We start from the raw sequence: 14,160 nt of genomic DNA, 5'->3' as shown, positions 1-14,160 counted from the left end.
GTGGCGGCGTGCATGCTGGGGGGCATGCGCGCTGCCCGTCTGATCAAGATGGTGCTCCTGCTCCAGTCCCGGCCGCTGATGAAGGCGGCCGAGCTGGCGCAGGAGCTCGATGTGTCCGAGCGCACCGTCACCCGGGACGCCCTCGCCCTCTCGGCGGCGGGCGTCCCCGTGTACGCGGAGCGCGGCCGGGCCGGTGGCTACCGGCTGGTCGGCGGGTACCGCACCGGGCTGACCGGCCTGGCCCGCACCGAGGCCGAGGCGCTCTTCCTCTCCGGACTGCCCGGCCCGCTGCGGGAGATGGGCCTGGGCGACGCCGCTTCGGCCGCCCGGCTGAAAGTGTCCGCGGCCCTCCTCCCCTCCTTGCGTGACGCCCCGGCGTCCGCGGCGCAGCGCTTCCACCTGGACGCTCCGGGCTGGTACCAGGAGCCGCCGACCCCGGAGCTGCTGCCCGCGCTGGCCGACGCCGTCTGGGCCGACCGGCGGATCTCCGCGCGCTACCGCCGCCGGGACGGCTCGGAGGTGCAGCGGACGCTGGAACCGTACGGGCTCGTGCTGAAGGCGGGCGTCTGGTACGTCTGCGCGCACGCGGCCGGGGGCTCCGGTAACGCCGGTAACCCCGACCGTCCGGGATCCACAGCAGACTCCGGCACCTCCGAGCCTCCCGGCCCTCCCGGGGACTCCGCGGAGTTCCGCGTCTACCGCATCGACCGCTTCACCGCGGTGGTGCCGTACGGTGACGACCGCTTCGTCCGCGACGAGGACTTCGACCTGCCCGGCTTCTGGGAGGCGCGGGCCGCCGGGTTCGCGCGGTCGCTGCTCCGGGCCGAGGTGCGGGTGCGGCTCTCGCCATCGGGCGCGGCGAGGCTCCCGTACGTGGCGGACCGCTCGGCGGCCCGCCAGGCACTCACCACCGCCGCCCCGGCCGACCCGGCGGGCCGGGTGACGCTGGTGCTCCCGGTGGAGTCCCTGGAGGTGGCGTACGGGCAACTGCTCGCCCTCGGGCCCGAGGTGGAGGTCCTGGATCCACCGGAGCTGCGCGAGCGGTTCGTAGAAGCGGCGGGACGGTCGGCGGAACTGTACGGGTGAACTGCGCGGACGAGCCGACGCATTTCAAGCCCGCACTCCGAGCCCGCATTTCAAGCCCGTCCGGCGATTGAGGACACCTGTCGGGGTCCGGGGCAGAGCCCCGGTTCGGGAAGGGGCGGGGAAGGGAAACTCCGACGCGGCACCCCCACAACCCGCACCCACAACCCACAACCCGCACCCGCACCCGCACCCGCACCCGCACCTACCGGTACTCCTCCACCGACCGGTCCGCACCGCCGATCGCCACCTCCGTGATGTAGGCCCACGCGTCCGGCCGGCTCCCGTCGGCGTCGGTGAACCCGTACTCCTTCGCCAGCCCGCCACTCGACAGCGACTGCCCGCTCCACCGCGCCCGCTCCCCGTCAGCGGCGACCGCCGCGACCGCCCGGCCCACGAACACCGGGGACTCCGCGATGGCGAAGTGCGGATCCTGCGCGATCGCGTCGCGCCAGGTCTCCTCCGTCACACCGAAGTGGTCGAGCATCTCCTCCGAGCGCAGGAAGCCCGGGGTGACACAGACCGCCGTGCCGCCCACCGATTTCAGCTCGTGCGACAGGTTGAAGGCCATCCTGATCGGCGCGTTCTTGGCCAGGTCGAAGTAGAAGTTCTCCCGGTACGCACGGTTGAACTCGGCCGTCCCGTCCGTCACTTCGACCACCAGGCCGCCCGGCTCCCGCACCAGCAGGGGAAGGGCGAGGCTGCTGGTGACGATGTGGCTCTTCACTCCGAGGTCCAGCATCCGCAGTCCGCGGTCCAGCGCCATGTCCCACATCTTCGTCTCCGTACCGAAGTCGGTCAGATGGTCGCCGCCCCAGACGTTGTTGACGAGGATGTCCAGCCGTCCCTGTTCACGGTCGATCCGTTCGACCAGCGCACGTACCTGGTCCGGCTCCAGATGGTCGGTCCGCACGGCGAACGCCCGGCCGCCCGCGCCGGTGATCAGCTCGGCCGTCTCCTCGATGGTCTCCGCCCGGCCCATCTCGCTCTGCTGCGTACGCGTGGTGCGGCCGGTCGCGTACACCGTGGCACCCGCGGCCCCCAGCTGTACGGCGATGGCCCGGCCCGCTCCTCGGGTGGCCCCCGCGACCAGAGCGATTCGTCCCGTCAATGGCTTCTCCGGCTTCTCTGTCTCCATGCGGCCACCGTCGCACTGATACCCGACAGCCTCCGTCCGGATTTCCGCGGAATCGCCCGGCCCGTCAACCGCGTTTCATCGGACGGTCACACCGCCTGGTAACAAGAGGGCCGCTCATTCGCGCTCCGCGTGCGCCGGGACGCGCCACCGACGATGCTGGACGCGTGAGGGACGAGACGGAGTTCTGGGAGATCATCGACAGCACCCGCGCGGCCGCCGAGGGCGACCCCGAGGACCATGCCGATCTGCTGACCGAGAGATTGCTGCAGCTCGACCCGGAGTCGGTGCTGGAGTTCGCCCGGTACTTCGAGACCCGCTACAACCGCGCCTACCGCTGGGACCTGTGGGGCGCGGCGGCCCTCCTGCTCGGCGAGACCGACAACGACGCCTTCGACTACTTCCGCTGCTGGCTGATCGGCCAGGGCCGGGAGATCTTCGAGGGCGCGCTGCACGACCCCGACGCGCTCGCCGACCTGCTCGACGACTTCGACGAGGAGATCGACGGCGACGGCGAGGATCTGGGGTACGCGGCCGACGAGGCGTACGAACAGCTCACCGGGGCCGAGACCCCCGAGCTGGGGATTCCGCCGCAGGCCACCGAGCCGGAGGGCGCGCCTGTCGACTTCGACGACGAGTCGCTCGCCCAGCGGTACCCGCGGCTCTGGGAACGCTTCGGCTCATAGGGGCCTTTCGGCGCAGGGCGCAGGGGGGCTCACCGCTGAGTGAGGCTGCGTCCCATCAGTACGTCGTCGACGTAGCGGCCCGCCAGGTAGAACTCGCCCGGCAGCACCCCCTCCACCTCGAAGCCCTCCGCCGCGTAGAGCGCGCGGGCCGGGGTGTTGTGGCCCAGCACCCGCAGGGTGATCCGGGTCGCGCCCTGCCGGCCGGCCTCCGTACACGCGCCCCTGAGCAGCGCCCTGCCGACCCCGTGGCCGCGGGCCGCCCGCGCGACGGCGAGGCCCTGGATCTGGCGCACATGCGCGTTGCAGCTGAGCGGCGTGGGGTGCCCGAGCCGGATGTAGCCCACGATCTCGCCCACCAGCTCGGCGACGAGGTGGTCCTCGGGTGCGTGGCGTTCGTCGAAGAAGGGCGGGTACGGCGGCTGGGGCCGGGGCGCCACGGCGTGCAGGGTCGACCAGGTCGCGCGGTCGAGAGCGCCGAGGGCTTCGTCGTCGGCGGGTTCGGCACCGCGTATGTACGCATCGGACATGCGCGCCACTCTGCCACGGGGCCGTTCACCGCCGCCCGGGATCCACCGTTCCCGGAGCCTGACTCCCCCGGGTCCCGGCGCCCGCACGCGGCCCCGATGGGTGAGGATGAGGCCATGCGTATCGCGATCGCCGGAGCATCAGGACTTATCGGTAAGGCGCTGGACCGCTCCCTGCGCGCCGACGGGCACGAGGTGGTCCGGCTGGTCCGCCGCATCGCCCGCGCGGCGGACGAGGTGGAGTGGGATCCCGAACGGAGCTACGTGAACACCGCGGGCCTCGCCGGATGCGACGCGGTGGTCAATCTGGCCGGGGCCGGGGTGGGCGACCACCGCTGGACGGATGCCTACAAGAAGACGCTCAGGGACAGCCGGATCCTGGGCAACGCGGCACTCGCGGAGGCCGTCGCCTCGCTGGACGTCCCCCCGCGGGTGCTGCTGTGCGGCAGCGCGGTGGGCTACTACGGGGACACGGGCGACCGCGCGATCGACGAGAGCGCGCCTCCCGGCGACGGGTTCCTGGCCGACCTCTGCGTCGAGTGGGAGGAGGCCGCCCGCCCCGCCGAAGAGGCGGGCATCCGTACGGTGTTCGCCCGTACGGGGCTGGTGGTGGCCAAGGAGGGCGGAGCCTGGGGCAAGCTCTTCCCGCTGTTCAGGGCGGGCCTGGGGGGCCGGATGGGCGACGGAAACCAGTACTGGAGTTTCATCGCGCTGCACGACGAGGTCGCGGCGCTCCGCCACATCCTGGACACCGGGACGCTGGCGGGTCCGGTGAACCTGACGGGTCCCGCTCCGGTGACCAACCGGGCGGTGACCGAGGCGATGGGCCGCGTACTGCACCGCCCCACCCTGTTCACGGCGCCCGCACCGGCCCTGCGGATCGTGCTCGGCGAGTTCGCGGGAGATGTACTGGCGAGCCAACGGGTGCTGCCGAGGCAGCTGTTGGAGTCGGGGTTCACATTCGCGTTCCCGGGGATCGACGAGGCGATCGGGGCGGCGTCCGGCAGCGTCACGAGGGGCTGAGGAGCAGCCGCCGGGGCCCGGAGCGGAGCCCCGCGCATCGCCCTCGCCGGGCCGCTCCCCCGGGCGGCCCGCACCCGTGCGACCCCACGCCCCCGTGCCCCCGCGCCGCGCGCCTGCCCGCCGCCGCGCCTCTCCCTACGCTCGACCCGAACCAGGGCATTCCCGCGGCCCGTTGGGGGAATCAGCCCTCCACGAGACTCCGCGGCAGCACCGACCTCGGGGAGGGGCACGTGCGCAGCACCGCATTCCATGCCGATGTCGTCATCGTGGGGGCCGGGATCGCCGGGCTCTCCGCAGCTCATCGGCTGACCAGCGCCGGAGTATCCGTCAGCGTCCTGGAGGCCGCACCCGGTCCCGGCGGCCGGATGTCCACGGAGCGGATCGACGGATTCCGCCTGGACCGCGTCGGACGGCTGCTCAGCACCTCGTACCCGGAGCTGCTCCGGGCGCCGTGTCTGGGCGAGGTCGATCTCAAGCTGTTCTCGCCCGGCGTCCTCGTGCACAGCGACGGCCGTCTGCACCGCGCGGGCGAGCCCGGGGGCACGCGGGGCGCACTCACTGCCGCGCGCGCCCTGCGGAGCGCCCAGCGCGCCCCCATGGGCGGCACACTCGGCCAGGCCCGGCTCGGCGTGGCGCTCACCCGCCAGGCGGCCACTCCGGTGGAGCGGCTGCTGGCCCGCCCGGAGCAGAGCGCGTCGGCCGCGCTCCGCAACCGCGGGCTGCCGCCCCGTACCGTCTCCGGGTTCCTGAGGCCGCTGCTGTCCGCGCTGCTGTGCGACCCCGGACTCACCACATCGAGCCGGTGCGCCGACCTCGCGCTGCGGGCTTTCGCCCGCGGACGGCTGTGCGTACCCGCGGGTGGCGCCGACGCCCTGCCCGAGCGGCTGGCCGCGACGCTGCCGCCGGGCACGGTGCGGACGGGCGTGCGCGTGACCTCGGCCTCCATCAGCTCGGTCACCACCGAGGAGCTGGGCAGGCTCGGCTGCCGTGCCCTCGTCGTCGCGACCGACGCCCGCTCCGCCGCACGGCTCCTGCCCGGCCTGCGGGTCCCGGACTTCCATCCGGTGACGGTCTTTCACCACACGGCCCCGCGCAGCCCGTTGGCGGAACCGGCGCTGCTGCTGGACGCCGACCGTTCGGGGCCGGTCTCGCACACCGCCGTCATGAGCGAGGTCGACCCCTCGCGGGCACCCGACGGCAGGGCGCTGATCACCTCGACCGTGCCGGGCACTCCCCGCCCCGGTCTGGAACACGCCGTACTCGGCCAACTGGCCGCCCTCTACGGCACACCGACCGACGACTGGGAACTGCTCGCCGTCCACCACACCCCCGACGCGGTCCCCGCGATGCCCCCGCCGCACGACCTGCGCCGCCCGGTGCGGCTCCTCGCCGGGCTGTACGTGTGCGGCGACCACCGCGACACCAGCACCGTCCAGGGCGCGCTGCTCTCCGGCCGTCGCGCCGCGCAGGAGGTCATGCGGGACTTCGGCATCAAACCGGACATCGCGACGGACGAGATGCCGCTGGCCGCGTGACACCTGCAAGCCCGGCCGCCTGCCTCGACGCCGACGGCCGGCCTTCGCGGCGCGCTCCGTCCGGGGTCAGCCGATCGCCGCGACCCGGTCGCGGTACCCCCGTACCGCCGCCGCGTCCCGGTAGGGCTCAAGCCGGCGCTCGAAGTCCCGGACGTACTCGACCGCCCGCACCGACCTCATCTCCCCTGCCTGCTGCGCCGATTCGGCCCCCAGCGCGCACGCCTGGTCCAGCTCGCCGAGCCCCAGCCGTGCCGTGGCGAGCACCACCCGGCAGAACAGCCGGGAGCGCGCGAAAGCGGGGGCGCGCAGCTGGAGGGAGCGTTCGGCGTACTGCGCGGCGGGCCGGTACTGCTGGAGGTCCCGGTGGCAGTGACCGAACTCGTCGGCCAGCTGCGCCTCGTCGAAGAAGCGTGCCCAGTGCGGCACTTCGTCGCCGGGCCGCACGGCCTCCATCGCGCGCTCGGCCCGCACGAGCGAGGCCGTGCAGGCCCGCGCCTCGCCGAGCACCCCGTGCCCGCGCGCCTCGACCGAGTGCAGCAGCGCCTGGACGACCGGGGGTGCCGCGGCCCCGACCCCCTGCTGGGCGACGCGCGCCAGCTGGACCGCCTCGCGGCCGTGGCCCAGGTAGACGGCCTGGCGGCTCATGGTGACCAGCACGTAGGAGCCGTACCCACGGTCGCCCGCGGCCTGCGAGAGGCGCAGCGCCTGGACGAAGTACCGCTGTGCGAGACCATGCGCGGCGATGTCGTACGAGGTCCAGCCGGCCAGCCTGGTCAGATCGGCGGCGGCGGCGAAGAGCCGCCGCCCGGTCGCCTCCCCGTACGACCCGCGCAGCATCGGCTCCGCCTCGTGCTCCAGATAGCGCACGAGTGCCTGTCGGGCGTGCCCGCCGCCGTACGCGTGGTCCAGCGTGCGGAACAGCTCCCCCACCGCGCGCAGCGCCGCGATGTCCCCGGCGCCGACCCGCTGGCCCGGCGCGCGGTCGGTCTGCCGCTGGCGGGGCACGGTCGGGCGCGGCTGGAGGGCAGCCCGTACGCCGCCGGGTGACGGGTCACCGCGCACCGGCCTCACTCCACCGGCCGAACCCGGCGCACCCCAGTCGTCGGGGCGGCCGATCAGCCAGTCGCGGCTCGGCACGACGAGTCCGGCCGGGGTGAACGCGATCTTGCGCAGTTCGGCGTGACTGCCGGAGTCCTTGCGCCAGAGACCGCTGACGATGTCGACGGCCTCCTCGGGCGTACCGGCGAATTCCAGACCGGCGTAGACCGGCGCGCAGGCGTCGAGTCCGAGGTCCTGCGCGGACAGCCGCCGGCCCAGGCGCCGGGTGAAGACCTCGGCGATCAGGGCGGGGGTGGTGCCGCGCGGCTGCTGTCCGCGCAGCCAGCGGGTCACCGAGGTCTTGTCGTACCGCAGGTCGAGACCGTGCTCAAGACCGAGCTGGTCCACCCTTCTGGCCAGCCCCGCGTTGGAGAATCCAGCCTCGCCGATGAGCGCGGCGAGCTGGCGGTTGGGTGTGCGCTGCGGGGTTCGTTCCGTCATCAGCTGTGCGGTCTCCTGCCTTCCGGGCCGGGAGCAGCCCTCATGGAACGGCGTGAATTTAGCGGGCCGAACCGCCTGTACCGCCACCTTCGCGCCGGGTTCATCCGATCGTGTGAGGAGGTGTCGTTTCTGCCCGCCCTTAGGTGCCGTTCGAAGCGGTCGTACAGTGGCTGGGGTGGCACCCCCTGCGGGGTGCGATGTCCGTATGCGAAGGGGAGCTGCCGTGAGCGAGCTGCGGTTTGTCCGTCTGGGGTTCGGCGACGAGGCCGTCGAGTACCAGGAGGCCTGGCAGAAGCAGCGCGAGGTGCACGCCGCCCGGTTCGCCGACGAGGTCCCCGACACGGTGCTGTTCCTGGAGCACCCGCCCGTCTACACGGCGGGCAGGCGGACGGCGGACAGCGAGCGCCCCCTGGACGGAACCCCCGTCGTGGACGTGGACCGCGGCGGCAAGATCACCTGGCACGGCTACGGCCAGCTGATCGGCTACCCGATCCAGAAGCTGCCGCGCCCGGTGGACGTCATCGCCCATCTGCGCCGCCTGGAGGAAGCGCTGATCCGCGTCTGCGCGGAGTTCGGCGTCGAGACCAGCCGGGTCGAGGGCCGTGCGGGCGTCTGGGTCCTGGGCGATCCGGCGGAGAGCCGGAACGGGACCGACGGCGGTCGACTCTCGTCGACCGGCGGCCTCTCGCTGGATCTGGACCCGCGTCTCCAGGACGACGAGTTCGACCCGCGGATGAACGGCCCCGAGTACGCCCCGTCCAACGCGGGGCAGCGCCGCGAGGACCGCAAGATCGCCGCCATGGGCATCCGCGTCGCGAAGGGCGTGACCATGCACGGCTTCGCGCTGAACTGCAATCCGGACACCACCTGGTTCGACAGGATCGTGCCGTGCGGCATCCGGGACGCGGGCGTGACCTCACTGAGCTACGAACTGGGCCGCGAGGTCACGGTCGCCGAGGTGCTCCCCGTCGTGGAGAAACACCTCCGCGACGTCCTGGAGAACGCGGCCCTGGCCCCGCGCACGGTCGAGCGCGCCACCGCGTAGACCGGTCCTGCCGGGATCCGGCCCGAGTGGCCGGCGTTCCGGCCGTACGAGGGAATGTGCCTCCGCGCCCATGGGTCGGCCGGAGGAAGGCCATACAAATAACGGGCGTACCCTGGTGTTCGCCGAAGAATCGAAGCTGTAGGGAGCCGGACGTGTCCGCTGTCGCACCCGACGGGCGCAAGATGTTGCGTCTGGAGGTCCGGAACAGCCAGACCCCCATCGAGCGCAAGCCCGAATGGATCAAGACTCGCGCGAAGATGGGCCCCGAGTACACCAAGATGCAGGCCCTGGTGAAATCCGAGGGTCTGCACACGGTCTGCCAGGAGGCGGGCTGTCCCAACATCTACGAGTGCTGGGAGGACCGCGAGGCGACCTTCCTCATCGGCGGCGACCAGTGCACGCGGCGCTGCGACTTCTGCCAGATCGACACCGGCAAGCCGGCCGCACTGGACCTCGACGAGCCGCGCCGGGTGGGCGAGTCCGTCGTCACGATGGACCTGAACTACGCGACCATCACCGGCGTCGCCCGCGACGACCTGGAGGACGGCGGCGCCTGGCTGTACGCGGAGACCGTGCGCCAGATCCACGCGATGACGGCCGAGCGGGCCGAGGGCCGTACCAAGGTCGAGCTGCTGATCCCGGACTTCAACGCGGTTCCCGAGCAGCTGGCCGAGGTCTTCTCGTCCCGTCCCGAGGTCCTCGCGCACAACGTGGAGACGGTGCCGCGCATCTTCAAGCGCATCCGCCCCGGCTTCCGCTACGAGCGCTCCCTCGAAGTCATCACCAAGGCCCGCGAGGCCGGTCTGGTCACCAAGTCGAACCTCATCCTGGGCATGGGCGAGGAGCGCGAGGAGATCAGCCAGGCGCTGCAGGACCTGCACGACGCGGGCTGCGAGCTGATCACGATCACGCAGTATCTGCGTCCTTCCGCGCGTCACCACCCGGTGGAGCGCTGGGTGAAGCCCGCCGAGTTCGTGGAGCTGAAGGAGGAGGCCGACGAGATCGGCTACTCCGGTGTGATGTCGGGTCCGCTCGTCCGGTCCTCGTACCGCGCCGGGCGTCTCTTCCAGCAGGCGATGGACCGGCGCGGCTCCGCCGCCGTGTGAAACCGCGCACAAGGAACTACTCTGCGGTAATGCCGTAATGACGCGGCTCGTACAGTCCTCGCAGGTCGGGGGCGGGTACGGGCCGCGTCGGGCGTTTCCGGGGGCGCATCGCACCTTTCACCGGCGTTTGACCGCCTGGACATGCCTTGGTAACACCGATCAGTGACCCTGGGATTACACACCGCTCCATCGGGACCCGTACGACCCGGAATCCCGCGCACGTCGCCGTACCGCCGTACCGCTCGTAGCCACCGCTGGTACGCACCTCCTGTACCTGCCGTGTACCGCATCTCGTAACTGCCGTGTATCGCATCTCGTACCTGCCGTGTATCGCATCCGCTGTGTATCCACCGCCTCCCCGAGAGGACACCCACCATGCAGGCCGCGCCCCAGTCCGTACGCGCCACCGCCATCCCGACCGTCACCAGCGCACTCCGTGCGGTCGAGTCACTGCTTCTGAGCAACGGCCAGCGCACCGCCCGCCGCAATGCCTGGACCTCGGTGCTGGAGGACCGTCGCCGGGCCAAGGACCGGGTCGACGCACAGCACGTACTGGAGGCCGTGGCCACCCGCACTTCTTAGGCCGCGTAAACTTCTGGCCATGGCGAGGAAGGCAAACGCAGACTCTGAGAATCCCGGGCGACTGAAGCAGATCGCCCTGACCTACAAGATGACCCGCAAGGCCGATCCCAAGGTCGGTCTTGTCGTCGGTGGCCTGGGAATCGTCGTCTTCGGCGTCCTCCTCGGCGTCGGCTTCTTGATCGGTCACCCCATCTACCTGGGCATCCTGGGTTTCCTGCTGGCCTTCCTCGCGATGGCGATCGTCTTCGGACGCCGCGCCGAGCGGGCGGCCTTCGGGCAGATGGAAGGAAAGCCGGGTGCGGCGGCGGCGGTGCTCGAAAACGTGGGCCGCGGCTGGACCACGACCCCGGCGATCGCGATGAACCGCAGCCAGGACGTCGTGCACCGCGCGGTCGGCAAGGCCGGTGTGGTGCTGGTGGCCGAGGGCAACCCGAACCGGGTGAAGTCCCTGCTGGCCGCCGAGAAGAAGAAGATGGCGCGCATCGTGGTGGACGTGCCGGTGCACGACATCATCGTGGGCGACGGCGAGGGCCAGGTGCCGCTCAAGAAGGTGCGCACCACGCTGCTGAAGCTGCCGCGCGTGCTGACGGGCGCGCAGGTCACCACGGCCAACGACCGGCTGCGCGCGATGGGCGACCTGATGTCGAACATGCCGCTCCCGAAGGGGCCCATGCCGAAGAGTGCGCGCGCTCCGCGCGGCGGAAAGATGCGCTGACTTCCTGCTCGTCCTGCTCGTCCTTCCCGTACCCGCACGGCTTCCCGTGCGGGCGCAGGACCTGAGCACAAGGCGGCCCGGACCACCAGGTCCGGGCCGCCTTCTCTACTTACCGCTTTTGTCTCTGCTTACCGCTTGCCGCTGCTCGCTGCTCAGATCCGCACCTGAACGGCGCGGGCGAGGCGGTCGTGGAGGCCGCGCCCGTCCCGGTCCCAGATCAGCGCGGGAATGGCCACGCAGAGCAGCAGACTGCGTACGAAGACCCGGCCCACGCCGAGGCGCCCGCCCCCTTCCGCGACGACCCGCAGCCCGAGCAGCCGCTTGCCCGGCGTGAAGCCGACGGCGGAGACGGTGAGCACACTCAGCACGAAGAACACGAGCAGCGCCCAGTTCCCCACGGCCTGCTGGTCGCCGCGCGCAATGAGCCCGTATGCGATAAGCATGCAGAGTGCCCAGTCGATGAAAACGGCCCCGAACCGGCGGCCCAGCGGCGCAATCGCGCCCGGTCCCTCTTCCGGCAGACCGAGCCGCTTGCCCCGGTAGCCGAAGTCGGCACCCATCTCTTTCGCGGCCTCGCCCGGCCCGGAGAGCCACGATCCGACTGCTTGCCTGTTGTCCACCCGTCCACGGTACTGCGGTCGCATTCCCGCCCATACGATCGGGGTCGTCGAGGCGTGCACCACACCCGGCCCGGTTAACTTCTGCGAAACAAATGGGTCATGCTTGAGAAATCCGCTGTCCCTATGGTCGGGTCCAGCGTGTGCCACCCCGCACTGGTCCCACCATGAGCTGCAACCCCGCCCCTCCCGGGTCGGGAGTAGGAGGAGTTGGATGTTCCAGAACGCCGACGACGTGAAGAAGTTCATCGCCGACGAAGACGTCAAGTTCATCGATGTCCGGTTCTGCGACCTGCCCGGTGTGATGCAGCACTTCACCATCCCGGCGGCGGTATTCGACCCGACCGAGGAGCTCGCCTTCGACGGCTCGTCGATCCGCGGCTTCCAGGCCATCCACGAGTCCGACATGGCGCTCCGCGCGGACCTGTCGACCGCCCGCGTCGACCCCTTCCGCCGCGACAAGACCGTCAACATCAACTTCTTCATCCACGACCCGATCACCGGTGAGCAGTACAGCCGTGACCCGCGGAACGTGGCGAAGAAGGCCGAGGCGTACCTCACCTCGACGGGTATCGCCGACACCGCGTACTTCGGCCCCGAGGCCGAGTTCTACGTCTTCGACAACGTCCGCTTCCAGACGTCGGCGAACGAGAGCTTCTACCACATCGACTCCGAGGCCGGAGCCTGGAACACCGGTTCGGAGGAGAACAACCGCGGCTACAAGGTCCGCTACAAGGGCGGTTACTTCCCGACCCCGCCGGTCGACCACTTCGCCGACCTGCGTGCGGAGATCTCCCTGGAGCTGGACAAGAACGGCCTCCAGGTCGAGCGCCAGCACCACGAGGTCGGCACCGCCGGCCAGGCCGAGATCAACTACAAGTTCAACACGCTGCTCGCCGCGGCCGACGACCTGATGCTCTTCAAGTACATCGTGAAGAACGTCGCCTGGCGCAACAACAAGACCGCGACGTTCATGCCGAAGCCGATCTTCGGCGACAACGGCTCGGGCATGCACGTCCACCAGTCCCTGTGGACCGGCGGCTCCCCGCTCTTCTACGACGAGCAGGGCTACGCGGGCCTCTCGGACATGGCCCGCTACTACATCGGCGGCATCCTGAAGCACGCGCCGTCGCTGCTGGCCTTCACCAACCCGACGGTGAACTCGTACCACCGCCTGGTGCCCGGCTTCGAGGCCCCGGTCAACCTGGTCTACTCGCAGCGCAACCGCTCGGCCGCGATGCGCATCCCGATCACCGGCTCGAACCCGAAGGCCAAGCGCGTCGAGTTCCGCGCCCCGGACCCGTCGTCCAACCCGTACCTGGCCTTCTCGGCGCTGCTGATGGCCGGCCTGGACGGCGTCAAGAACAAGATCGAGCCCGCCGAGCCGATCGACAAGGACCTCTACGAGCTGGCCCCCGAGGAGCACGCGGGCGTCGCCCAGGTCCCGACCTCGCTCCCGGCGGTCCTTGAGGCCCTGGAGGCGGACAACGAGTACCTGCAGGCCGGCGGGGTCTTCACGTCCGACCTGATCGAGACGTGGATCGACTACAAGCGCACGCAGGAGATCGCCCCGATCCAGCTGCGCCCGCACCCGCACGAGTTCGAGCTGTACTTCGACCTCTAAGCACGCGATGAGTGACCCGGGCGAGTCCTGACTCGCCCGCAGAGGCAGCAGCGAGGGCCGCTACCCCGTATCAAGGGGTAGCGGCCCTCGCCTCGTCGGGACGCCGGCAGATCCGGCAAGCGGGTCAGCGCCGATGGACGCTCCGCTCCCAGCGCCGACTCTCGGGGTTCCAGGCCACGCTGACGACCCGGCCCCAGGAGTCGCGCCGGGCAAGCCTTTCCAGGTCACGCTCGCCGAGGGCCGCGAGCGCTTCCAGCGCCGCATCGGGAATGTCGCTCGGCACCCGGAACTCCTCACGGCCGCCACGTTCCTCGATCACCAACTGCGGTCCGGAGACCCGGCCACCACCACGCCCCAGACGGGCCCGAATGGTGGCACGCGCCGCATCGAATGTGCGCTGCGCGGCCTGCGCGGCAATGGTCTGGAGGAACGGTACGAGCCCGGCGGTCACCACGAACGCCGCGACTTCGAGGGCTCCTTGAGGCGCACCCGCAGGAGACGTGACGGCATAGGCCGACGGCGCAGGGGCAGAGGGCACAGGCGCTGTGAGGGCCTTCGGCGGCGGCTCGGGGACAGTCACCATGGGCGACGTGAACACCGGATGGGAGAGCAGTTGGTTCCACCGCTCCCCTGTTCTCGCGGCAAGGGACACGAGGTCGGAGGCGACGCCCGCGAGGCGCATGGCGAACATGTACTCGTCGTGCCGGTCGGAGCGCGGTCGGTGCGTCTCCGCCGCGTCCAACCACATCCTCAGAGTGCCCGGGGTCATCCCCTCTGCCGCAACGCGGTCGTCCGGCGACACGATGTCCGGACCGTCAAGTGCACGTAGAAGAAGGCGGATTGCCTCGCCGTCTCCCTGAGCGGCGCGCGCTCGTAAGTTCCCGGTCACCCGATCCCCCCATGCCGTAGTGGGCCCATCTTGGCAGGATCGAACGCTGTCCACCGG

At 71.1% G+C, this 14,160-nt stretch carries 14 protein-coding genes; 9 read left to right on the top strand and 5 right to left on the bottom strand.

Annotated elements, in window-relative coordinates:
* The first annotated feature begins 24 nt into the window (after positions 1 to 24).
* On the top strand, positions 25 to 1,086 hold the full coding sequence (locus tag NBY69_RS27780; RefSeq protein WP_250304545.1) for a YafY family protein: 1,062 nt from the start codon (positions 25 to 27) through the stop codon (positions 1,084 to 1,086).
* Between the two features lie 202 nt (positions 1,087 to 1,288).
* On the opposite strand, the gene NBY69_RS27775 is transcribed toward NBY69_RS27780, so the two are convergent.
* Complete coding sequence (locus NBY69_RS27775) at positions 1,289 to 2,221, bottom strand: SDR family oxidoreductase (RefSeq protein ID WP_250304543.1); 933 nt, start codon at positions 2,219 to 2,221, stop codon at positions 1,289 to 1,291.
* 164 nt (positions 2,222 to 2,385) lie between these two features.
* Between NBY69_RS27775 and NBY69_RS27770 the strand changes: the two genes are divergently transcribed.
* Positions 2,386 to 2,904, top strand: coding sequence for a DUF4240 domain-containing protein (locus tag NBY69_RS27770; RefSeq protein ID WP_250304542.1), 519 nt, complete (start codon positions 2,386 to 2,388; stop codon positions 2,902 to 2,904).
* A gap of 29 nt (positions 2,905 to 2,933) precedes the next feature.
* Here the strand turns inward: NBY69_RS27770 and NBY69_RS27765 are convergent, their stop codons facing one another.
* Positions 2,934 to 3,431: a GNAT family N-acetyltransferase gene (locus NBY69_RS27765; RefSeq protein WP_250304539.1), complete on the bottom strand. Its 498-nt coding sequence runs from the start codon at positions 3,429 to 3,431 to the stop codon at positions 2,934 to 2,936.
* Positions 3,432 to 3,545: 114 nt separating this feature from the next.
* On the opposite strand from NBY69_RS27765, the gene NBY69_RS27760 reads away from it, so the two are divergent.
* Positions 3,546 to 4,451: a TIGR01777 family oxidoreductase gene (locus NBY69_RS27760; protein WP_250304537.1), complete on the top strand. Its 906-nt coding sequence runs from the start codon at positions 3,546 to 3,548 to the stop codon at positions 4,449 to 4,451.
* A 230-nt stretch (positions 4,452 to 4,681) separates the two neighbouring features.
* Complete coding sequence (locus NBY69_RS27755; RefSeq protein ID WP_250304536.1) at positions 4,682 to 5,986, top strand: NAD(P)/FAD-dependent oxidoreductase; 1,305 nt, start codon at positions 4,682 to 4,684, stop codon at positions 5,984 to 5,986.
* Positions 5,987 to 6,052: 66 nt separating this feature from the next.
* On the opposite strand, the gene NBY69_RS27750 is transcribed toward NBY69_RS27755, so the two are convergent.
* Positions 6,053 to 7,525: a regulator gene (locus NBY69_RS27750; protein WP_250304534.1), complete on the bottom strand. Its 1,473-nt coding sequence runs from the start codon at positions 7,523 to 7,525 to the stop codon at positions 6,053 to 6,055.
* 223 nt (positions 7,526 to 7,748) lie between these two features.
* Between NBY69_RS27750 and lipB the strand changes: the two genes are divergently transcribed.
* The 4 genes from lipB to NBY69_RS27730 all read left to right on the top strand — a co-directional run bounded on the left by lipB (position 7,749) and on the right by NBY69_RS27730 (position 10,973).
* The gene (gene lipB / locus NBY69_RS27745; RefSeq protein ID WP_250304533.1) at positions 7,749 to 8,570 is read left to right on the top strand and encodes a lipoyl(octanoyl) transferase LipB; all 822 of its coding nucleotides are present in this window, start codon (positions 7,749 to 7,751) and stop codon (positions 8,568 to 8,570) included.
* A 152-nt stretch (positions 8,571 to 8,722) separates the two neighbouring features.
* Complete coding sequence (gene lipA / locus NBY69_RS27740; RefSeq protein ID WP_250304530.1) at positions 8,723 to 9,676, top strand: lipoyl synthase; 954 nt, start codon at positions 8,723 to 8,725, stop codon at positions 9,674 to 9,676.
* Between the two features lie 375 nt (positions 9,677 to 10,051).
* On the top strand, positions 10,052 to 10,258 hold the full coding sequence (locus tag NBY69_RS27735; RefSeq protein WP_250304529.1) for a hypothetical protein: 207 nt from the start codon (positions 10,052 to 10,054) through the stop codon (positions 10,256 to 10,258).
* 19 nt (positions 10,259 to 10,277) lie between these two features.
* Positions 10,278 to 10,973, top strand: a complete 696-nt coding sequence (locus tag NBY69_RS27730) for a DUF4191 domain-containing protein (RefSeq protein WP_250304527.1) — start codon at positions 10,278 to 10,280, stop codon at positions 10,971 to 10,973.
* Positions 10,974 to 11,125: 152 nt separating this feature from the next.
* Here NBY69_RS27730 and NBY69_RS27725 read toward each other — a convergent pair whose 3' ends face one another.
* Entirely contained in the window at positions 11,126 to 11,593 is a 468-nt protein-coding gene (locus tag NBY69_RS27725) for an RDD family protein (protein ID WP_250304525.1), read from the bottom strand.
* A 211-nt stretch (positions 11,594 to 11,804) separates the two neighbouring features.
* Between NBY69_RS27725 and glnA the strand changes: the two genes are divergently transcribed.
* Positions 11,805 to 13,214: a type I glutamate--ammonia ligase gene (glnA, locus tag NBY69_RS27720; protein WP_250304523.1), complete on the top strand. Its 1,410-nt coding sequence runs from the start codon at positions 11,805 to 11,807 to the stop codon at positions 13,212 to 13,214.
* 124 nt (positions 13,215 to 13,338) lie between these two features.
* Here glnA and NBY69_RS27715 read toward each other — a convergent pair whose 3' ends face one another.
* On the bottom strand, positions 13,339 to 13,956 hold the full coding sequence (locus NBY69_RS27715) for a hypothetical protein (protein WP_250304520.1): 618 nt from the start codon (positions 13,954 to 13,956) through the stop codon (positions 13,339 to 13,341).
* Between the last annotated feature and the right edge of the window lie 204 nt (positions 13,957 to 14,160).

Origin of the sequence: Streptomyces sp. A 4/2 (assembly GCF_940670765.1) — a bacterium.
Classification (GTDB): domain Bacteria; phylum Actinomycetota; class Actinomycetes; order Streptomycetales; family Streptomycetaceae; genus Streptomyces.
This window is presented reverse-complemented; position numbering and strand designations above follow the sequence as displayed.